This is a genomic window from Bradyrhizobium sp. SZCCHNPS1003 (assembly GCF_032381555.1).
In the GTDB taxonomy this organism is placed as follows: Bacteria; Pseudomonadota; Alphaproteobacteria; order Rhizobiales; family Xanthobacteraceae; genus Bradyrhizobium.
In genome coordinates, this window is record NZ_JAUHIU010000002.1 from 319,213 (window position 1) to 340,115 (window position 20,903).

The window sequence follows — 20,903 nt, forward strand, 5'->3', positions numbered from 1 at the left end:
CATCAACCGAAGTATGTAGCCGATGCTAAAACCCAATCTAGACGTTTCCGAGATGTTTGTGGAGCGCCAAGCGCAGCGCAGCACGATGCATTCTCGGCATCTGAACGAGCAGCTTGTCCGCGTTCTCAAGACGATTGGATATGATGTTGGGTTCCAGAAGGGACAAGGGCAATATCTCTACGATCGTGATGGGGCCCGTTATCTTGACCTGCTCAGCGGTTTTGGCGTCTTTGCAATCGGCCGCAATCATCCGACGCTGCGCGCCGCGCTGAAAAGCGTCCTCGACAGCGATCTGCCGAATCTCGTTCAGCTCGACGTCTCGACCCTGGCGGGTGTTCTTGCCGAGCGGCTGCTGGAATATGTCCCGTATCTGGACAAGGTGTTCTTTGCCAATTCCGGCGCCGAGACCGTGGAAGCCGCGATCAAATTCGCGCGTGGCGCGACCGGCCGGCCTGGTATCGTCTATTGCGGGCACTCCTATCACGGCCTCACCTACGGCGCGCTATCGCTGACCGATGATTCGAACTTCCGCAACGGCTTCGAGCCGCTGCTGCCGGGCTGCACGGCCATCCCCTTCAACGATCTTGCCGCGCTCGAGCAGGCGCTGTCGTCGCGCGAGATCGCAGCCTTCATCGTCGAGCCGATCCAGGGCAAGGGCGTCAACATGCCCTCTGACGAGTTCCTGCCCGGGGCCGCCGCGCTCTGCAAGAAATATGGCACCATCTTCATCGCCGACGAGATCCAGACCGGCATGGGACGCACCGGCCGGTTCCTGGCGGTGGAACATTGGAATGTCGAGCCCGACATGGTGCTGCTGTCGAAGGCGCTGTCCGGCGGCCATGTCCCGGTCGGCGCGCTGCTGACGCGCAAGCAGATCTTCGACAAGATCTTCAACCGCATGGACCGCGCCGTGGTGCACGGCTCGACCTTCGCCAAGAACGACCTCGCGATGGCCGCCGGCATTGCCACGCTCGAGGTGATGAAGGCCGAGAAGCTGGTGGAGGCCGCCGCCAAGCGCGGCGCCGAGCTGCGGCTGGCGCTGACGCGGATGGTGCCGGGCTACGAGCTGCTCAAGGAAGTGCGCGGCAAGGGACTGATGATCGGCGTCGAGTTCGGTCCGCCGAAATCGCTGCGCCTCAAGGCCTCCTGGACCATGCTGGAGAGCGCCAACAAGGGCCTGTTCTGCCAGCTCATCACGGTGCCGCTGTTCAAGGATCACAAGATCCTGACCCAGGTCGCCGGCCATGGCCTGCACACGATCAAGCTGCTGCCGCCGCTGACCATCACCGAAGAGGACTGCGCCTGGATCGAGCGCGCCTTCGACGACGTCATCGCGCAGAGCCACAAGGTCCCCGGCGCGATCTGGTCGCTCGGCAAGACCCTGGTCGACAACGCGATCCGCAAATCGGCGTGATGTTCGCGTCGGGTGGGCAAAGGCGCGTAGCGCCGTGCCCACCGTTTCAGTTCGTCTCCGGACAGACCGTGGGCACGCTTCGCTCGCAATGACTGAAGCGCGAGAGCGCGTCATCCCTCCTTGTTCGCACCCATCGCGCGCTCGAACCGCTCGCCGAACTCGTTGAGTTCGTCGGCGCCGATATCGCTGACCGCCCAATAGCTCAGGCCGCGGTCGTGCCAAGAGCGAATGTTGAAGCCCTGGACGGTGTCCATCCGTGCGGCGCGGCGCTCGGTAGACGCGGTCTGCGCCACGAACAGGTTGATGACGTGCTGGCGGCGGCGATAGACCACGGCGCCGATCGCGCGTGCGTCGACGTAGTCGAGCCGCCCGCCGATCAACGTGAAGCCTTGTGCGGTGAGGTCGATCACCGGTGGCGCGACGTCGAGCTTGCCGTTGAACCAGGGCTTGACGGTGTGCTGATCGGTCGAGATCACGTCGGTGAGGTGCCCGGCCTGCAGCGAGCGCAGATGCGCCGAGACGATCTCGGCCTCGATCCGCTGCTGGTCGTCATTGCGCAGCACGATGGCGACGAGGCCGGTGGCCGCCAGCGCCGACACCGCCGAGCCCAGGGCGAAGCCTCGCAGCAGCGTACGTCGGCTCGGCACTGCAGCGAGCGGGGTGATGGAGGCCGCATCGGCCGGCGGCAGGGTGGCTTCGATCCGCTGGCGCAAGGCAGGGGACGCCTTGTAGCTGAGGTCGGTGCCGGCGAGCATCTGCTTCATCTGCCGGATTGCAGCAAGCTCCGCGGCGCAGCGAGGGCAGCTCGCAACATGGGCTTCGACCTCGCGCGCGTGGCCGGCGTCGAGCTCGCCATCGGCCAGCGCGTGGATCAGGATCTCGGCTTCATCGCAAGTCATCGTTGTGGCTCCTCCCGCGCGAGCCAGGCGGCGCGCAGCATCGCGCGGGCGCGGGCGAGGCGCGACATCACGGTGCCGACCGGCACGCCGGCCGCCGCCGCGATCTCGCGATAGGACAGATCGTTGACCTCGCGCATGACGAAGGTCTCGCGAAACGGCTCGGCCAGCGTGTCGATCAGCCGGCGGATCGCCGAGGCATCACGTTCCCGCAATACGGCGCCTTCCGGCGTCTCGGCGCTCTCCTGCCACAGCGGCGGCTGCTCGGCCGCTTCCGGCGCGTCGTCGAGCGCCTTGGCCGGCGCGCCGGCGCGGCGCGCGAATTCGGCGTGGCAGACGTTGCGCAGGATCGCGAAGAGCCACGGCTTCATCGCCGGGCCACGGTAGGTGTCGAAATGCTTCAGCGCACGCAGGTAGCATTCCTGCACGGCATCCTCGGCATCGGCAGGGTTGCGCAGGAGATAGCGCGCCAGGGTGTAGACGTCGTCGAGATAGGGCAGCGCCGCCTCGCGGAAGCGTCGCGCCCTCTCGGGATCGTCATTGGCTGTTGTCACCGGCGTGATCTCCGGCTCGGTTCGCGGTCGCACGGCGCGGCCGGCGCTGCGCCGCCGACCGGTCCATGTGACGATGTTCATGCCCTGGTTCGCGATGCTACTCAACCTTGACCAGTCCCGTCATGTGCGGATGCAGCGAGCAGAAATATTTGTAGTCGCCGGCGGCTGCGAAGGTGAAGGAGAAGCTGTCGTCGGTATCGAGCGTCTTCGACCTGTATTTCCCGGCCGACACCACCGTGTGCGGGATGTCGTCATGGTTGGTCCAGGTCACCGTGTCGCCGACCTTCACCGTCAGCGCAGCCGGGGTGAAGGTGAAATTGTCGATCGTGACCTTGATGGTCTCGGCGCGCGCCGGCGTGGCGCAAACAAGCAGTACGGCGGCCAAGCCGACACCGCGAAGAACAGGCTGGATCATCGCGTTTTCGTCCCTCAGCCCGCAAGCGGCGTATCGATGATGGCGAGGCGCTCGTCACCGACCTTGAAATCGATGCTGGCGATGCCGAGCAGGCTGCGCAGCCTTGCGTCCTCGACCTTCATCGGGCCGGGCGAGGGCGCCGTGCCCGGCGCCGGTTGCGGGAACGCGGTCGAGCGCGCGGTGTGGAAGGTGACGTTGCCTTCGACCTTCTGCATCACCTGGTGGATATGGCCGTTCAGCACCGTCACCGAGCCGAACCCCTTCAGGGTGTCGAGCGCGCGGCCGCCATCCTCGGTGCCCCAGCCCCATTGCGGATACACCGTCCACAGCGGGATGTGCGCGAACACCACGATCGGCGTGGATCTGGAGCGGCCCTTGAGATCCTGCTCCAGCCAGGCAAGCTGCTCGGCGCCGAGATTGCCGAGCCCGCCGGCCTTGAGATCGACCACGTTGACGAGGCCGATGAAGTGCACGCCATTGGCGTCGAACGAATACCAACCGGCGCCGCGGCTGCCCTTGCCGTAGCGCTCCTTGTAGAGCTTGACGTCCTCGTCGAGGAAGTCGTGCTCACCCGGCACGTAGTGCACGTCGAGCCGGGATTGCGAGATGATGCGGTCGGCATCGTCGAACTCGGCCGCCTTCGACAGATGCGAGATGTCGCCGGTATGGATCATGAAGGCCGGCTTCACCGGCATCGCCTTGATGCGATTCACGGCCTCTTCCAACGTCCCGATCGCGTTGGGATTGGCCGGCTTGTCGAAGCCGACATGGCTGTCGCTGATCTGCAGGAAGGTCAGGCCGGAGGCGGGCTGCTCGGCCGCCCGCGCCGCGTCGACCAGGCCGAGCGAACGTGGCACGCCGCCCGACAAGGTCCAGAGCACGCCCGTGCCGGCCCATGTCATGCATTCCAGCACCTTGCGGCGGCTGACGCCGTTCTCGTCATGATCACCAAGGCTCATCGTCATCTCCCGTTGCCCGTCATCGAGCTTGCGGGTGAGAAGAGCGGTGGTGACCCGGGTTTATTCCCGGCTTCTCGCGATCCAAAAGCGATGACGTGTTCGTGATCATGCCGGCAATGGCCGACGGCTCACCTGTTCACGCAGGATGTGGCGCAGGGCCGCGCGAAATATATGAGCGGCTGATGGACCGGATGCGACGTCGATGCATGAACGCGTGACCCCGACCCTGCAACGAACCGAGACGTCGCGCGATCGGATCGTGGCGCTCGACCGCGCCAGGACCTTCATCACGCTCTCGGTCGTGCTCTATCACTCTGCCATCAACTACACCGATTTCGGCCAGGGCGGCGACCGCATGCACTGGCTCGGCTTCGATCTGGTCGCGCTGTTCAACGACAAGCTACTTCATGTCGTGCATGTTCTTCATCTCCGGCCTGTTCGTGCCGGCGAGTCTGGCGGGCAGAGGAGCGTCGGACTATGTCGGGCGCCGCGCGCTGCGGCTCGGCGTGCCCTATATCGTTTCGATCTTCGTGATCATGCCGATCGCCTACTACCGTTACGATGTGGCCGAGGATCAGTTCAGCGCGGTGTGGTGGCGGATGATCAGCGAGGGGCCGTGGCCGTCCGGCTCGGCCTGGTTTCTCGGCGTGCTGCTGGGGTTTGATATACTGGCTGCGCTCGTATGCGTCCTGGCACCGCAGGCGATCGGCGCACTCGGGCGCTGGGCCGGAACGTTGCTGCACTATCCGCTCACTGGCTTCCTGATCTTCGCCGTCATCGCCAACCTGGCCTATCTGCCGCCGCATCTCGGCTTCGGTGACGGATTCTGGTTCATGCCCGGACATTTTCCGCTGCCGCTGCAGGCGAGCCGGGTGCTGCTCTACCCGACCTTCTTCGTCGCCGGCATCGCGATCGGTGCCGCCGGGCTGCGGGCGGGGCCGTTCGCAGCCGATGGCGTACTGGTCCGGCGCTGGTGGATCTGGTTCGGTCTTTCCTACGGCTGCTATGGCGCGATCCTGTTGCTGGCCTACGCGCATCACAACTGGATCGCCGATTTCGATTCACCGCCGCTGTGGTGGCGCGCGGCCTATGGCATGGCGGTCGCGAGCTTCTGTGCCGCGATGGCGTTCGCCGTGCCGACCTTCTTTCAGCGCTGGGCAAAGGCGCCGCTGGCGCTGATGGACCGCATCCAGCCAGCGGCCTACGGCATCTATCTCCTGCACTTCCTGCCGCTGCTATGGCTGCAATATCTGGTTTACGACCCGGCGTGGCCGGCCGCCGTGAAGTTCGCGACCGTGCTGATCGGCACGCTGTCGGTGAGCTGGCTCGCAGCAGCACTGTTGCGCCGGGTTCAGCTGGTGGCGCGGATCATCTAGGTCAGCATGCGGCGATGCGTAGGTGGGCAAAGGCGATGCCGTGCTCTCTCACATCCGAGATATTAGTGGCGCCGTGCCCGCCGCCGTGCCGCCGAGTCTGCCGCACGACGGTGGGCACGCGCCGCCTTCGGCGCCGCTTTGCCCACCCTACGATTCCCGCATCATTGCGAGGAGCCCAAGGCGAAGAAGCAATCCAGAGTGGGGTCGGGACCCTGGATTGCTTCGCTGCGTTCGCAATGACGGGAATGAGGAGTCGGACGTGAGCGCCTAGCGCCCATCCTCCAAGATCATCGACGCCGCCTTCTCCGCGATCATCGCCGTCGGCGTGTTGGTGTTGCCTGACGTGATGGTCGGCATGATCGAGGCATCGGCGACGCGCAGCCGTTCGATGCCGCGGAAGCGCAGCCGCTCGTCGACGACCGCCATCGGATCGTCTGCGGTGCCCATCCTGGCGGTGCCGACGGGATGGAAGATCGTGGTGCCGATGTCGCCGGCGGCCTTGGCCAGCGCGGCGTCGTCATCGCCGACCGACGGGCCGGGCAGGTATTCCTGCGGCCTGTAGGCCGCAAGCGCATTCTGCTTCATCAGCCGGCGCGTGACGCGGATGGCATCGGCCGCGACCTGGCGGTCGTCCTCGGTCGCCAGATAGTTCGGTGCGATCGACGGCGCCTCATCGATCCTGGCTGAACGAATGCGCACGGTGCCGCGCGAGGTCGGGCGGAGGTTGCAGGCGCTGACGGTGATCGCGGGAAAACGATGCAGGGGATCGCCGAACTTGTCGAGCGACAGCGGCTGCACGTGAAACTGGATGTTGGCGCGGTCGCGCCTGGGGTCAGAGCGCGTGAAGATGCCGAGCTGCGACGGCGCCATGGTCAGCGGCCCGCGGCGCCGGAACGCATAGTCGAGCCCCATCAGGCCGCGGCGGACCAGCGAGTAATAGGTCTCGTTCAGCGTCTTCACGCCCGTGACCTTGTAGATCGCGCGCTGTTGCAGGTGGTCCTGCAGATTGCGCCCCACGCCTGGCTTGTCGAGGACGACGTCGATGCCGAGCTCGCCGAGCCACTCGGCCGGGCCGATGCCGGAGCGCTGCAGCACCTGCACCGAGCCGATCGAGCCGGCGCTGAGGATCACCTCGCCCTTGGTGCGGGCCTCGATGGTCTCACCATTCTGCTGGAAGCGCACGCCTGTGGCACGGCCGTTCTCGACGATCAGGCGGTCGACGAGGACGTTGGTTTCGAGCCGCAGGTTAGGCCGCTTCAGCGCCGGCTTGAGGAAGCCCCGCGCGGAGGACCAGCGCCGGCCGCGCTTCTGGTTGACGTGGAAATAGCTGATGCCTTCATTGTCGCCGGTATTGAAGTCGGGGATGCGGCGGATGCCCATCTGCTCGGCGGCGTCGCCGACCGCGTCCAGCACCGCCCAGGACAGCCGGGGCGCCTCGATGCGCCAGCCGCCGCCTGTGCCGTGATGCTCGCTCTCGCCGAGAAAATGATCCTCCAGCCGTTTGAACACCGGGAGCACGTCGGCATAGCTCCAACCGGCGAGACCGAGCTGGCGCCAATGGTCGTAGTCGGCGGCCTGGCCGCGCATCGAGATCATGGCATTGATCGCCGAGCAGCCGCCGATCACCTTGCCGCGGGGGTAGGCCAGCGAGCGGCCGTTCAGGCCCGGCTCGGCCTCGGTGCGGAACATCCAGTCGGAGCGTGGATTGCCGATCGCGAAGAGGTAGCCGACCGGAATATGGAACCAGATCCAATTGTCGTTGCCGCCGGCCTCGAGAATCAGGACGCGGCTGTTCGGATCGGCCGACAGCCGGTTGGCGAGGATGCAGCCGGCAGTGCCGGCGCCCACCACGATATAGTCGAAATCCCCCTCGAGCTGTCTCGGCATCGGCATTCCCTTCCCATCGTTGCCAGGCTTTTAGTCAGCCCGGACGGGCCCGGACAAGCGCCACGTTCATGGCTGGTTGACCGAGCCATGAGACGGGCGCAGCCCTTATCTTGGGCGGTGCGGCTTTTGCATGCTAAACAGGCGCAAAGTCCCACAGGAGTTACGAGATTCCCTATGCCCATCGTCAACCGCGTCGCCGATCTGCAGCCCGATATCCAGGCCTGGAGGCGGGATATCCATTCGCATCCGGAGCTGCTTTACGACGTGCACCGGACGGCGGCCTTCGTCGCCGAGCGGCTGCGCGAGTTCGGCTGTGACGAGGTCGTGACGGGCCTCGGCAAGACCGGTGTGGTCGGCGTCATCAAGGGCCGCAAGCCCGGCCATGGCGAGGTGAGGGTGCTCGGACTACGCGCCGACATGGACGCGCTGCCGATCGAGGAGGCGACCGGGCTGCCCTATGCCTCGAAGACCCCGGGCATGATGCATGCCTGCGGCCATGACGGCCACACCGCGATGCTGCTCGGCGCGGCGCGCTATCTCGCCGAGACGCGCAATTTCGCCGGCGAGGTCGCCGTGATCTTCCAGCCGGCCGAGGAGGGCGGTGGCGGTGCGGACGCGATGATCAAGGACGGGCTGATCGACCGCTTCAAGATCGATCAGGTCTACGGCATGCACAACGGCCCCGGCCTGCCGGTCGGCGCGTTCGCCATTCGCCAGGGGGCGCTGATGGCATCGACCGACGCGGTCGACATCACCATCGAGGGCCATGGCGGCCACGCCGCCAAGCCGCATAATTGCATCGACTCGCTGCTGGTCGGCGCCCAGCTCGTCACGGCGCTGCAGCAGATCGTGTCGCGCAGCGTCGATCCGCTGGAGGCCGCGGTGCTGTCGATCTGCGAGTTCCACGCCGGCAATGCCCGCAACGTGATTCCGCAGAGCGCGGTGCTGCGCGGCACGGTGCGGACGCTGACGCCGAAGGTGCGCGAGCTGATGGAGAAGCGGGTGCGCGAGGTCGTGACCGGCGTCGCCCAGATGACCGGCGCCAAGATCGACCTGAACTATGCGCGCGGCTATCCCGTCGTGATCAATCACGCCGAGCAGACCGAGATCGCGATCCGCGCCGCCAAGGAGGTCGCGGGCGATGCCAACGTGCACGAGATGCCGCCGATGATGGGCGGCGAGGACTTCGCCTATATGCTCGAAGCTCGTCCCGGCGCCTTCATCTTCGTCGGCAACGGCGACAGCGCCGGCCTGCATCATCCCGCCTACAACTTTAACGACGAGGCGATCGTCTACGGCACCTCGTTCTTCATCAAGGTGGTGGAGAACACGCTGGCGGCGTGAGCCGCGGCCCAGCCATCTCAGATGAACTGATCCGCCAGACAGGGGCGCCGACCGGAGTCGGCGCCCCTGTCTTATGGATGGGGCGCCTGTTTGCTATTTTGCCGCCTCTGGCGCTGACAGGCGCAGCGCGTATTGATTCGATCCGCCTGCATCGATCGTGCGGCTTGTTTGTTACGAATTCTCCTCACGTCCCAACGACAGGCATCGCTGCAATGATGATCTGTATCGGCGCGCGTCACGCGATGCGCAGCTGACGACGCGCGCCCGTCTGCGGAGCTGAAATAAATTTCCGCCAGCGTCACTGTCGTAACAGGCAAGTGTTTTCAAAGACACAACCTAAGGTATTTACAACGAAAGCGAGTAAGTTATAGTCATTCGCGTTTCTGCTCACTGCTCGTGATCGAGCGTTCATTGCCTGTCTGAAATTTCCTTGTTCACCAGTTCGATTCCACAGATGGAGAACCCCCATGGACGTCAAGAAGCTCTCCGTGAAGGAAGCGGCTGCGGCCGCGGCCAAGTGTGCGGCAACTGCGGCGCAATGCGCGGCAAACTCGGCCAAGTGCGCTGCGACGGCAGCGCATGCCCAGGCTAAGGCGGCGTCGGCACGGTGTGCGGCCACCGCTGCGCGATGCGCAGCAACTGCGGCGCGCTGTGCGGCCACAGCCGCAAAGTGTGCTGCCTCCTGAAGCAGATCTCCTGCAAGAAATCCCGGCGCGCTGGCTTAGCCGGCGTGGTCGGGCTGGTCGGAGATGAGACCTATGAGCTTTCCGCGTCTTGGAGTGGGACTCCAATTCAACCCGGAACTGATCGGCTGGTTTCCCTTCCTCGACCAGCCGCTTGATGCGCTCGAAATCCTGTTCGACTCGATCATGAGCCCCCTCGATGGCCCGGGGGTGTTGTCTCCCCGTGCCATCGAACTCGTCCGTGATGTCTCAGGCAAGTTTCCGCTGCTCGGACATTCGAACTATGGCGGAGATTTCGGCTTCGAGGATCTGACGGCGACAGCCGCGGTGCGCCGACACGTGCCGCTGGCCAGGAAGTTCGGCGTGGCCTGGGTTGCCAATCACTGCTTCTACAGCGATGCGTCCTGGGCGGATGTGTGGAGCAGTCCGCTGCAGTTTTCTCGCGCGGAGGTCGTGCGGCTCGCCGAGCGGGCGCGCACGCTGCAGGCGCTCTATGGCGTCCCACTCGCGCACGAAAACGCAGCCTATTATCGGACCTGTCCTGGCAGCGAGATGCCCGAGGAAGAGTTCCTCGCGGCAATCCTGGAACTATCGGAGACCTATCTGCATCTCGATCTTCACAATCTGTATGCGAATGCGCAGAACCACGGCTCACGCGGCTACTCCATTCAACGCTTCCTGGCGACGATCCCGTCCGAGCGCATCATCTCCATCCACCTCGCAGGCGGGCGTTGGATCGGTGGCCAGTATCACGATCTTCACGACACGCAGGTCACCGAAAAGGTGTGGGACCTTCTCGATGACGTTCTGGCGCGGGCGCGCCCCGGGGCCGTCATCCTCGAATACGAGACGCAATCCCTCTATTGCGCGGGGGAGCGGGTCGATACGGACCGCACCACTGACTTGATCCTCTCCGACCTGGAGCGGGCGCGGAATGCCTGGGATCGCGCCTATGGACCGGCGAGCCGCCGTACCACCCGCAGCGAGGCCGCGTGATGAATGCCGAGCTGGTATGGAGCACTTGGCGTCGCGTGTTGAGAGACGATGGTCTCGTCACATGGATCACCCGATCCGACGCCCGAACCGCAGATCCGGATGGCCTCTCTGTGGAGGAGAGAGCGATCGTCACTGACTACGCGGGCACGCCGGAGGCCACGAACGCCAATATCGGCATGTACCGGCGCGGACTCGTCAGGAATGCGTTGGGGGCGCTCGATCTGGTGCCGCTGACACGCCGCCTTCTGAACATGAGCGGTCGCGACGTCGACATTGTGGCTGAGGATTTCGTCAGATCGACCGGCTATCCGGACGACGGACCGAATTTCTGGCGCTGTGCGGCCGGCTTCGTCGCCTATCTGACCAAGCTTCCGGAATTTGCGTCCCGCGCCCATCAGGACGTCATGGCGATTGATGACGCGACGATCGCCTTGGCGCGCAGGCTCGGCCGGTCGGCGCCGCCGGCGTGGCCCGTCGACGCGGCCCGCCACGCGGGCGTGGCGGCGCGCAGCGAGGGTGAGGCGGCTCGCGTCCGTCGCAATCCGGCTGCGGTCGTGGTTTCGTCATCCTGCGATCTCACGCCCTGGATCGAGGACCCATTCGAGTTCGATCCGTCCGACGATCTCGAGGCCTCGTCGCGCCATTGGCTGGTGTATTTCCCGGGGCCCGAGCTAGCGCATGAATATGCAGAACTGTCGGAGCGGGGGGCCCGGGCGTTCGACCTGCTCGGCACGCCGCGGACCGTTGACGAGTTGGCTCTGGAAATGCGCGATCTCTCGCGTGACGACGTGCAGGCCGTGGTCGGATCGCTGATGGAATTGGGCGTCCTGACGAGCGGGGCGGACGGGCTAGCATCGGGAAACATCCTGACGATGGAGGGCTGCACCGACCGTTCAGTTCAGTCGCGCATCGAATGGGCGCCAGTCCCATGAGACCGCTTGAAAAGCCCTTGCGTTCTGCTCCCGACAGCCTTCCCGGCCGGCTGTCAGACGATGCCTTCGTCATGCTGGATCCGGCCGTCGAGGTGGTGGACGCTACAGTTTCGGGCCATCATTTGTTGAGCCACGGCCATTTCGATGCGGGGATGGTCGTGCCGCCCGGCGATGGTCTGCTCGATTTCGTGACGACGCTGATGCCGCGGCCGATCAGGCTCGCCGCGCTGCGGGCGCAATATGACGATCAAGGGATGATCGACAAGATGCTGGCGTCCCTGCACGGCCAGGGCTTCATGCATGTCACCTCGGCTGAAACGCCATCGGCGCAACAGCTCGCGCTTCTTCGGCGCAAGGCATGGCAGATGCGAGAGCCGATGCTGCGCCGGTCCATTGTCGTCGATCTGGATACTCTGGAATCGATCGAGCAGCTGACCGAGCGCCTGAGCGCCGAGCCGCTTCCCCCGGAAGTTCTGCTGCGTTGCTCGAGGTTGTCGGACCATCGCAAATGCTTCGATCGACTGGCAAGGTTGCGGCAGGGCGGTGCATTGCGGATGCACCAGACGGTGGTGCAGACGTGCGATCTGGTCGCCGATCACCAATTGCGCCAGTCGCTGCTGCATCTCGACGCGTCAGTGACTGTCAAGGACGTGGCCTGGCCCGTCCCCGATCGTCCGATCGCAGGGCTCGACGAGATCGTCCGGGCCTGCATTCCCGTGCATGTGCTGATGGCGCCGGATCAATCGATCTGCGACGAGGAGGCGCGAAGCCGGATGCTCGGCTGGGCAGCATCCAGGTTCATCTCCGGCCTCCGGCTCGTTCTGGACGTGCGGACGCTATGGCCGGATGGCGATGCCGGCGACGACGACTTTGCCCGCGTCTTCGACGCGCTGAGCATCATCGAAAACGAGTTCGGAGATGTTCTGATCGAGAACCTGCCGAGCGATGAGGTGCTGCTCGGAAACACGGCGACGAGTCTGCCGTCCGGTCCTGGTCTCGAACTCGCCGATCGTTTTCGGCGGTCATATCTGCGCTGGCGCCTGCCTCTGCTCAAGTCTTGCGAGAACGATAATAGCTGGAGCCAGACGCCCGAAGTCGAAGACAAGCTGGTCCGCGCCGGGGACGACCTGTTGCCCAATCATCCGGAGCTGCTGAAGCTCCAGCCCGGCAGCATCGTGGTCGACGTGTGCGGCGGCCTCGGTCGCGTTGCGAGGCGGCTTTCGCCCGCCGTCGGCAGGGATGGACTGGTCATCTCCATCGAGATGTTCCGCTGTCTGAGTGATCGGGCTCGTCGCTTCGCATGCGAGCGGGACATCACCAATCTGCAATTTCGTCCCGGCCTGGCGCAGCGCATTCCGCTGCCCGACGCCACCGCCGACGCTGCCGTCAACGAGTGGACCGGCGGCATCTGGGAGCTCGGGATGGGACCGATCATGGTCAGGGAAATGGCCAGGGTCGTCCGTCCCGGCGGCCGCATCGCGGCGACGCATCGGCTGGTCCAGCTGCAGCTGTCGGCCTTGGCGCAGCCCTGGGTGCAGTACGACAGGATCTATGCCTGGATGCGCGAAGCCTTCGCGCAGCCGGAGCTGACGATCGTAACCGAGCGCATATGGGGGCAGATCGTGCCGTCGCTGGTGGGCGAGAACGCCACGCTGTGGCGCAAGCAATACATGCCGCGGCTGATCAATCCCTTCGACGTGACGTACAGACAGGACGAGAATCCGGATACGCGTGCCGACGTTTACCTGACGATCATTGCGCAACGAAATTGACGTTCGTTTTCATTGAGTTGATTGCTCGAGGTGCTCAGATGCGATCGCAAGAAACCGCCTTCGAACGAGCCCGCGCGTCGTTGCATCGGCTTGGAATTCCGCTCGTCCTTCCCGCGCTCCACGCCGCCGGCGTGGGTATCAGCCGGACGGTCCTGGGCGGCTCGCATTCGGTGGCCATCTATCCGCCGATCAACTCGCTGACGCCGCTCGATCCGTCCTGCCTGGAGCGGGGGATCGACTGGGGCCGCGAGATCAGCCTCTACGTGCACATCGCGTTCTGCGAGACGCGCTGCACGTTCTGTCACTATACGGTCGAGCACTACGCCGGACGGAACAGCAAGTCCGCCACGGACGACGACAAGGTCGTTCGCTACCTCGATGCGCTCAAGCGCGAGCTGGCGGCCTGGGAGCCGCAGCTGCGCCGATCCGGAACGGTGGTGTCGTCGATCTATATCGGGGGCGGCACACCGCTCGTTCTCGATGAGGACGCATTGACGGATCTGATCGCGACGATCCGCGATACGTTCGACGTGCGGCCCGGCGCCGAGATCTGCATCGAGGGCAGCCCGCTCACGATCACCGCGCCCGAGGGAGAGCAGAAGCTGCGCTCTCTGAAGCAGCAGGGCGTCACGCGCCTCAGTTTCGGCGTGCAATCGTTCGACGATACCGTGCTCAAATATGCCGCGCGCGGCTACAAGCGGGACGTTCCACTTCTCGCGTGCTCGATCGTCGCCGACATCTTCGAGAACTGGAATCTCGACCTGATCCAGGGGTTGTACAAGGGGTCGCCGTCCGAGACCTGGAACAATTTGGCGATGGTCGCCGAGATCCGGCCCCCGCACCTCACCTGGTATCACGCTCGGTTTGCCGATCGCCCCCAGGGACACTGGCTCAAATCCGACCTGAAGCAGGCGAGCTTCGAAAGCGAGTTCGCGACCTTGTTCGGACGCATGCTGATCTGGCAGGAGATGGCGGCGCTCGGATATGACCTGACCGACGGCAACCGCTTCGTGCGCGCGCGCCGCTATGCCGACCCGTTCAAGACGATCCGGACCTCGCCATCACGGGATCTTCTCGGGATCGGTGCGGGCGCGTATTCGCATGTCAGTGCCGGGGCCGCGAAGAGCGGCTACGTCTTCCGCAATGTTCCCGACGTGCGCGCCTATGTCGAAACCGTCCTTGCTGGCAACAGTCCGATCACGGCGGGGCGCGCCGTCGACCGGCAGGAATTGCTGGCGACGTCCTATGCCACAGGGCTCCGGACCGGCCGGGTCGAGGATGCCGATCGCCGTGCCATGCGCGCCGACAACCGGGAGCTGTCCGCCCATTATGACAAGCTCGTTGCCAGGCTGAGCAGCGTCGGCGCCCTGGAAGCGTATCGCGACGGCGACGGCCATGCGGGGCTGCGGCTTTCGGAGCTCGGCCGGCTGTTCGAGGATGAGATGCTGTCGCTGTTCTTCAGTCCGGCCGTCAAGGACGCGTTGTCGCCGAAAGTGACGGAGCGCGCGCTTCAATACGGTTAGATCGGGAGTTTCAACACGTCGTCGACCAGGGAGGAAACGTCATGGTTGTGTCCGGGCAAGCAACCCTCGAGCGGGACAACGCGACCGGTGACGGCATCCGCGCCGCGCGTGCCGGCTGGAGCTTCGGCGGCGACACGCCTCAGCACTTCGATCTGCACGTCGCGAGGTCGGTTCCGAACTACGAAGCCGGCCACAAGCTGGTCGAGCAGGTCAGCGATTTCTTCGTGAAGCGGGATTCCGTCGCCTATGAAATCGGAACGTCGACGGGGACGCTGCTGCGGCAACTCGCCAAGCGCCATCCGCACGGCACGCGCTGGATCGGCATCGATACCGAGCGGGCCATGATCGATTACGCGCGGGCGCACAGCAGGGATGTGGCGAACGTGGAATACCTGGCGGCCGATGCCTGCGAGGTCGGCTACGAGGCGAGCGACTTCATCGTGTCGTACTACACCGTGCAGTTCGTGCCGCCGCGCTATCGCCAGACCCTGATCGATGCGATCTATCGGTCGCTCAATTGGGGAGGCGCGTTCCTGTTCTTCGAGAAGGTCAGGGCGCCGGACGCGCGGTTCCAGGACATCATGACGTCGGTCTATATCGACTACAAGCTCGACAACGGCTACTCGCCGGACGAGGTGCTGGGCAAGGCCAGCAGCCTCAAGGGCGTGCTGGAACCGTTCTCGACCCAGGGCAATCTCGACATGCTGCGGCGGGCCGGGTTCGTGGACACGATGACGATCTACAAGCACGTCTGCTTCGAGGGCTTCCTGGCGATCAAGTAAGGGCCGGTTGCGGTCAGCCTCATGCCGCGTGCGCGGCGCGCTTGATCGCGGCGGCGGCGATCTTCAGGTCTTCGACGAAGCGCTCATACTCCCGCGCCTTGGCGTCGGCATCCGGCAGCCGCAGCAGGTAGGACGGGTGAACCGTCACCATCGCCTTGGGGCCGTCGGGCAGGTCGACGACATGGCCGCGGCTCTTGTTGACCGGTGTGATCCTGCCGAACACGCTTTGCGCCGCGGTGGCACCGAGCGCGACCACCAAGGCCGGGCGGACGGTGGCGAGCTCGCGCTCGTACCATTGCCGGCAGGCCTTGATCTCCGGCGTGTTCGGCTTCTGGTGCAGCCGGATCTTGCCGCGGGGCACGAACTTGAAGTGCTTCACCGCATTGGTGACGTAGACCTTGGCTCGGTCGATGCCGGCCTCGGCCAGCGCGCGGTCGAGTATCTGGCCGGCGGGACCGACGAAGGGATGGCCGGTGAGGTCCTCCTTGTCGCCGGGCTGCTCGCCGACCAGCATCAGCGGCGCATGCGCGGGGCCTTCGCCGAACACGGTTTGCGTGGCGTCCTTCCACAGCGGGCAGGCGCGGCAGCCGGCGGCTTCTTCATGCAAGGTCTCGAGATCGGTGGACTCGACATCACGTGAGGTCTCAGCAGCATGCGCGTGTGTGGTTGGCTTGCGGGTCATCTCGCTCTCCTCGACGCGTTTCTGCGGCTTGTGCGGTGAGGTGCCGGGCTCGGCGATCATCTCCGTGGTGCGCCGGGAGGCGGCCGCGATCAGCGGCTGGATCAGCTTCGCCTCGGGCAGGTTCTGCCAATATTTCCTCGGCATCTCCTTTTCCATCGCCTTCACTTTCAGCCGTGCCGGATTGAAAATGCTGGCGTAATAGCGCAGCCACAGCTCTTCGAGCCGGTCCTCCGACGGCGCGTCAGCCTTGCTCGCACCGGGCGTGAAGCTGACGCGGCTGCCGTCCCAATGCGCACAGAGTTCGGGCGCCAGGATCGACCACGGCATGTCGGCGAAGCGGCGGGCGAAGAACGGCGCGGCGCGCGCGACGATGTGGTGCTCGGGCTCGAACCAGGCGACGTAGCGCGCCTCGCGCTCGCGGCCGACCTCGCGGAAGCGGACGAAGGCGTGCATCTTGTGGACGTCGCGGCGCACCGCTCGCGCCAGCGCGTTGGCCTGCGCGACATCAGGATCGGTCGTGATCTCCATCAGGTGGTGGTTGGTCCTGAGACGCCACAGCAGCCGATAGAGCAGGGTGAAGCGGTTGGGGTCACTGTGCAGGATCGCGCTCTCGGCGAGCTCCATGAAGCTCGCCGGCACCGAGAACGCGCCCTCCGGCACCTCGGGCAGCGTCGTCTCGGCTTCATCGTCGAACAGATCGGCCGCCGCGCCCTTGACGCGCCAGCTCACCTCGGCCGGCTTGACGTCGTTCATCGCCAGCGCCCGCGCCGCCTTGCGCCAGCCATCGAAATCGGTGTTGCTGTCGAGGGTTACGACGTGCATTTCACCTCTCTCGTCATTGCGAGCAAAGCCGCCGCCGTCATTCCGGGGCGCCTCGCAGGGGCGAACCCGGAATCTCGAGATTCCGGGTTCGATGCTTCGCATCGCCCCGGAATGACGGCTGCTTTCTGGCTTCGTTCTTCGCCACGACGTTCAACTAGAATCCAAATCCCAGCTGCTGCGGTTTCGGCTGCAGCCGGGCTCTGAGGCTGGCGCCGTCGAGCAGGGACGGCTGTGGCCGGTGGTCGGAGAGAACGATGAACGGCAGCGCCTTGTTCCTGATGACGTTGAGCTGGGCGAGATCCGCAAAGCGGATCGTGGTGGTGCGGCGGGTCGCGAGGATGCGCTGCACCGTGCGGGTGCCGAAGCCGGGCACGCGCAACAGCTCCTCGCGGCTTGCTGTGTTGATGTCGAGCGGGAAGCGGTCGCGGTGGCGCAGCGCCCAGGCGAGCTTGGGGTCGATGTCGAGCGGCAGCATGCCTTCGCCTTCCTCGACGATTTCATCGGCGTCGAAGCCGTAGAAGCGCATCAGCCAGTCGGCCTGGTACAGCCGGTGCTCGCGCACCAAGGGCGGCGCCTGCAGCGGCAGCGCGCGGCTGGCATCGGGGATCGGGCTGAAGGCGGAGTAATAGACGCGCTTGAGCTTGTAGGCGCCGTAGAGATTGGCCGAGGTCGACAGGATGACGCGGTCATTGGCGTCGTCGGCGCCGACGATCATCTGCGTACTCTGGCCTGCAGGGGCAAAGCGCGGCGGCCGCGCCTTCCGCACCGTCTTCTTGGCTTCCACCGTCTCGTCGAGCTTGAGCCGGAGACGGCCCATGGTGCGGCGGATGGCGCGCTGGTCCTTCTCCGGCGCCAGCCTGGTGAGGCTCGCCTCCAGCGGCGTCTCGATGTTGATGCTGAGCCGGTCGGCATAGCGGCCGGCCTCGGCGATCAGCGCCTCGTCAGCCTCCGGAATCGTCTTCAGATGAATGTAGCCGCGGAAGCGATGCTCCTCGCGCAATTTGCGCGCGACCGAGACGACCTGCTCCATGGTGTAGTCCGGGCTGCGGATGATGCCGGACGACAGGAACAGACCCTCGATGTAGTTGCGGCGATAGAAATCGATGGTGAGCTTCACCACCTCGTCGACCGTGAAGCGCGCGCGCGGCACGTTGGAGGAGGCGCGGTTGACGCAATACAGGCAGTCGTAGTTGCAGGCGTTTGTCAGCAGAACCTTGAGCAGCGAGATGCAGCGGCCGTCCGGCGCATAGGAATGGCAGATGCCCATGCCCGGCGCGGTCGAGCCGAGACCCTTGCCGTCGCGGGAATCCCGCATCTCGGTACCGCTGGAGGCGCAGGAGGCGTCGTACTTGGCGGCATCGGCCAGGATCTCCAGCTTGCGGAGCAGCTCCATACCTTTGAATCCCTTTGATTCCATTCGCTGAATCACATCCGGGGCAATCCCGATTGACTCTCTCGAAGGCGTTAGCTTTATATTAGAACATATCATGAACAAAGAGGGCCGTCGTGGGTTCAACTGCAACAACGGCAGCGCCCGCACGATGGATGGAAGAGGAGCGGCGACGGATGACCGGCGCACGCATGGATACGCTCGCGCGTCTGCGCGGCCGCATTGCCCGTCTCGAGGCGGGAGATGGCGCACATGACCTGCGCCGGGTCGCGCTCGGCCATGACGAGGCCGACGCCGTGCTGCAGGGCGGCCTGGCCACTGGCGCGCTGCATGAGGTGTTCGCCGAGACCGGCCGTCAGGCGACGGCCGCGACCGGCTTCCTGTGCGGGCTCGCGGCGCGCGTCGCGGCGCGCCGGCCGCTGATCTGGATCCGGCAGGATTTCGCCGAGCGCGAGATGGGCGCGCTGTCGATGAGCGGGCTCGCCGAGCTTGGCCTCGATCCGCGCCGCATCGTGATCGTGCGGGCGCCCGATCTCGATCACGGCTTGCGCACCGCGGCCGATGCGCTCGCCTGCGATGCGCTGGGCGGGATGATGCTGGAGGTGTGGGGCGAGACGCAAAAGCTCGATCTCGTCGCCAGCCGCAAGCTGACCCTGGCGGCACAGGAGTCCGGCGTGACCGCGCTCGTGTTGCGCATTGCAGCCACACCCGAACCTTCGACCGCCGAGACGCGCTGGATCGTCCGCACCGCGCCGTCGCTACCCTCGGCGCCCTGGATGGCCTGGGGCGCGCCGCGTCTCGACGCCGAGCTCATTCGCAACCGTCACGGCCAGACCGGACGATGGATCATGGAGTGGAGCCCCGATGCGTGCCGTTTCAGCGAACCGGCGGCGGATCCTCAGCCTGTGGCTGCCGCGCCTGCCCATCGATCGGATCAAGCGAAACTGCTCCGCCGATCGGCGTGACGACCTGCCGCAGGTCGTCGTCATCAAGGACGCCAATGCGCTCTTGATCCATGCGCTGGACGAGGCGGCGGCGTGCCATGGCGTCAGCCTCGGCCAGCCGCTGGCGAACGCCCGCGCGGTCTGTCCCGACCTCGTCGTCCACGAGGCCGACCTCGCGGCTGACGCCAAGATGCTCGAAGGTATCGCCGACTGGTGCGACCGCTTCACGCCGCTGGTCGCGCTGGATCCGCCGCATGGGCTTTCGCTCGACATCACCGGCTGCGTGCATCTGTTCGGCGGCGAAGCCAAACTGATGCGGTCGCTCTGCGATGCGCTGACCGCGCACGGTCTCACCGTGTCGGCAGCGATCGCCTCCAACGCCGTGTGTGCGCGCACGCTGAACCGGCAGGTGCATGGCCGCATCGTGCCTGACGGCGAGGAGGCGGCCGCGGTGGCGCCGCTGCCGGTGGCAGCCCTTGGCGGCAGCGAAGCGATCACGCTCGGCCTGCGCCGCGCCGGCTTGAAGACGATCGGCGACGTCGCGTCGCGCGGCCGCAACGAGATCACGGCGCGGTTCGGTGTCGCCTTCACCCGCGTGCTAGCCCAGGCGCTGGGCGAGGCCGATGCGCCGATCAGCCCGCGAAAAGTCCCGCCGGACTACATCGTCGACAAGCGCTTCGCCGAGCCGGTCGCGACCGACACGGTGATCGCGGCCAGTCTCTCCAGTCTCGCCGCGATGCTGGTGGCGGCGATGGCACAGCAGGGCAAGGGCGCGCGGCAGCTCGAGGCCTGCTTCTTCCGCACCGACGGCCTGGTGCGCGTCATCGCGGTCGACACCGGCCAGCCGGTCACCGAGGCCGCAATCATCGACCGTCTGTTCCGCGAGCGGCTCGACGCCCTGAATGATCCGCTCGATCCCGGCTTCGGCTTCGACATGATCCGGCTGTCGGCGAGCCGCAGCGAGATCGTGGTGCAGCAGCAGCGCGATCTCGACGCCCATGTCCACGACAATGACGAGCTGTCGGCGCTGATCGACCGCATCGCCGCGCGCATCGGCGGCAAGCGCGTCGTCGTGCATCTGCCGGTCGACACCCACATCCCGGAGCGGGCGGAGCTGCCGTTACGGGCGCAGCAGCATCTCGCCGTCGCCACGGTGGCCGATTGGCCGGAGCGCAGCGAAGGCGAGCCGCCGCTGCGCCCGTTGCGGCTGTTCGCGCAGCCGGAGGCGATCCAAGTGATCGCCGGGGTGCCGGACGGCCCGCCCGCGCGCTTCGTCTGGCGCCGTGCCGCGCATGCGGTGGTGCGCGCCGAAGGCCCGGAGCGCATCGCCATGGAATGGTGGCGGCCGGGCGGGCAGGGGCTGACGCGCGACTATTTCCGCGTCGAGGACGAGCACGGCCTGCGCTTCTGGCTCTACCGCGACGGGTTGTATGACCGCGAGCTCGATCAGCAGCAGGGCCTGCCCGTACAGCCCGCCTGGTACATGCACGGTCTGTTCGCATGAGGGTGGGGATCGCACATCTCTCGCGGCG

General features: G+C 65.7%; 18 protein-coding genes. 10 read left to right on the forward strand and 8 right to left on the reverse strand.

All coding sequences use genetic code 11. The features are described from left to right. Positions 1-22 precede the first annotated feature (22 nt). Positions 23-1,414 carry an aminobacteriohopanetriol synthase HpnO gene (gene hpnO / locus QX126_RS05160; protein ID WP_315737300.1) on the forward strand — a complete coding sequence of 464 codons (1,392 nt, stop codon included), beginning with the start codon at positions 23-25 and terminating at the stop codon, positions 1,412-1,414. A gap of 110 nt (positions 1,415-1,524) precedes the next feature. Here hpnO and QX126_RS05165 read toward each other — a convergent pair whose 3' ends face one another. The 4 genes from QX126_RS05165 to QX126_RS05180 all read right to left on the reverse strand — a co-directional run bounded on the left by QX126_RS05165 (position 1,525) and on the right by QX126_RS05180 (position 4,238). Continuing rightward, positions 1,525-2,313, reverse strand: a complete 789-nt coding sequence (locus tag QX126_RS05165; RefSeq protein ID WP_315779692.1) for an anti-sigma factor — start codon at positions 2,311-2,313, stop codon at positions 1,525-1,527. Further along, positions 2,310-2,864, reverse strand: a complete 555-nt coding sequence (locus QX126_RS05170; protein WP_315737716.1) for a sigma-70 family RNA polymerase sigma factor — start codon at positions 2,862-2,864, stop codon at positions 2,310-2,312. The genes QX126_RS05165 and QX126_RS05170 overlap by 4 nt, the downstream gene beginning before the upstream one ends. Positions 2,865-2,961: 97 nt before the next feature. After that, complete coding sequence (locus QX126_RS05175) at positions 2,962-3,279, reverse strand: cupredoxin family copper-binding protein (RefSeq protein ID WP_315779693.1); 318 nt, start codon at positions 3,277-3,279, stop codon at positions 2,962-2,964. A gap of 14 nt (positions 3,280-3,293) precedes the next feature. After that, a complete protein-coding gene (locus QX126_RS05180) occupies positions 3,294-4,238 on the reverse strand; it encodes a metallophosphoesterase family protein (RefSeq protein ID WP_315772526.1) in 945 nt (314 codons plus the stop codon). A gap of 407 nt (positions 4,239-4,645) precedes the next feature. Between QX126_RS05180 and QX126_RS05185 the strand changes: the two genes are divergently transcribed. After that, a complete protein-coding gene (locus QX126_RS05185) occupies positions 4,646-5,614 on the forward strand; it encodes an acyltransferase family protein (protein ID WP_315779695.1) in 969 nt (322 codons plus the stop codon). Between the two features lie 267 nt (positions 5,615-5,881). Here the strand turns inward: QX126_RS05185 and QX126_RS05190 are convergent, their stop codons facing one another. After that, positions 5,882-7,501: a GMC family oxidoreductase gene (locus tag QX126_RS05190; RefSeq protein ID WP_315776493.1), complete on the reverse strand. Its 1,620-nt coding sequence runs from the start codon at positions 7,499-7,501 to the stop codon at positions 5,882-5,884. Between the two features lie 174 nt (positions 7,502-7,675). Here QX126_RS05190 and QX126_RS05195 point away from each other — a divergent pair, with 174 nt between their 5' ends. The 3 genes from QX126_RS05195 (at position 7,676) to QX126_RS05205 (ending at position 11,456) form a co-directional block, all read left to right on the forward strand. Next, the gene (locus tag QX126_RS05195; protein ID WP_315757710.1) at positions 7,676-8,845 is read left to right on the forward strand and encodes a M20 aminoacylase family protein; all 1,170 of its coding nucleotides are present in this window, start codon (positions 7,676-7,678) and stop codon (positions 8,843-8,845) included. Between the two features lie 758 nt (positions 8,846-9,603). Continuing rightward, positions 9,604-10,524 carry a DUF692 family multinuclear iron-containing protein gene (locus QX126_RS05200; RefSeq protein ID WP_315779697.1) on the forward strand — a complete coding sequence of 307 codons (921 nt, stop codon included), beginning with the start codon at positions 9,604-9,606 and terminating at the stop codon, positions 10,522-10,524. Positions 10,525-10,634: 110 nt separating this feature from the next. After that, complete coding sequence (locus QX126_RS05205; protein WP_315779699.1) at positions 10,635-11,456, forward strand: hypothetical protein; 822 nt, start codon at positions 10,635-10,637, stop codon at positions 11,454-11,456. Positions 11,457-11,509: 53 nt separating this feature from the next. Here the strand turns inward: QX126_RS05205 and QX126_RS05210 are convergent, their stop codons facing one another. Further along, on the reverse strand, positions 11,510-12,079 hold the full coding sequence (locus tag QX126_RS05210; RefSeq protein ID WP_315779701.1) for a hypothetical protein: 570 nt from the start codon (positions 12,077-12,079) through the stop codon (positions 11,510-11,512). Positions 12,080-12,091: 12 nt separating this feature from the next. Between QX126_RS05210 and QX126_RS05215 the strand changes: the two genes are divergently transcribed. From QX126_RS05215 to QX126_RS05225, 3 genes are read left to right on the forward strand one after another with little or no spacing between them, the layout of a single operon-like run. After that, entirely contained in the window at positions 12,092-13,228 is a 1,137-nt protein-coding gene (locus QX126_RS05215) for a class I SAM-dependent methyltransferase (protein ID WP_315779703.1), read from the forward strand. A 38-nt stretch (positions 13,229-13,266) separates the two neighbouring features. Continuing rightward, a complete protein-coding gene (locus tag QX126_RS05220; protein WP_315779704.1) occupies positions 13,267-14,751 on the forward strand; it encodes a coproporphyrinogen-III oxidase family protein in 1,485 nt (494 codons plus the stop codon). 41 nt (positions 14,752-14,792) lie between these two features. Continuing rightward, complete coding sequence (locus QX126_RS05225; protein WP_315757705.1) at positions 14,793-15,533, forward strand: methyltransferase domain-containing protein; 741 nt, start codon at positions 14,793-14,795, stop codon at positions 15,531-15,533. A 19-nt stretch (positions 15,534-15,552) separates the two neighbouring features. On the opposite strand, the gene QX126_RS05230 is transcribed toward QX126_RS05225, so the two are convergent. Then, the gene (locus QX126_RS05230) at positions 15,553-17,037 is read right to left on the reverse strand and encodes a UdgX family uracil-DNA binding protein (protein ID WP_315779706.1); all 1,485 of its coding nucleotides are present in this window, start codon (positions 17,035-17,037) and stop codon (positions 15,553-15,555) included. A gap of 154 nt (positions 17,038-17,191) precedes the next feature. Further along, on the reverse strand, positions 17,192-18,430 hold the full coding sequence (locus tag QX126_RS05235) for a putative DNA modification/repair radical SAM protein (RefSeq protein WP_315779708.1): 1,239 nt from the start codon (positions 18,428-18,430) through the stop codon (positions 17,192-17,194). A 173-nt stretch (positions 18,431-18,603) separates the two neighbouring features. Here QX126_RS05235 and QX126_RS05240 point away from each other — a divergent pair, with 173 nt between their 5' ends. Both QX126_RS05240 and QX126_RS05245 read left to right on the forward strand, forming a co-directional pair. Continuing rightward, positions 18,604-19,392 carry a DNA repair protein gene (locus QX126_RS05240; protein WP_315779709.1) on the forward strand — a complete coding sequence of 263 codons (789 nt, stop codon included), beginning with the start codon at positions 18,604-18,606 and terminating at the stop codon, positions 19,390-19,392. Beyond that, entirely contained in the window at positions 19,292-20,875 is a 1,584-nt protein-coding gene (locus QX126_RS05245; protein ID WP_315779711.1) for a DNA polymerase Y family protein, read from the forward strand. Before QX126_RS05240 ends, QX126_RS05245 begins: the two co-directional genes overlap by 101 nt. Positions 20,876-20,903: the final 28 nt, after the last annotated feature.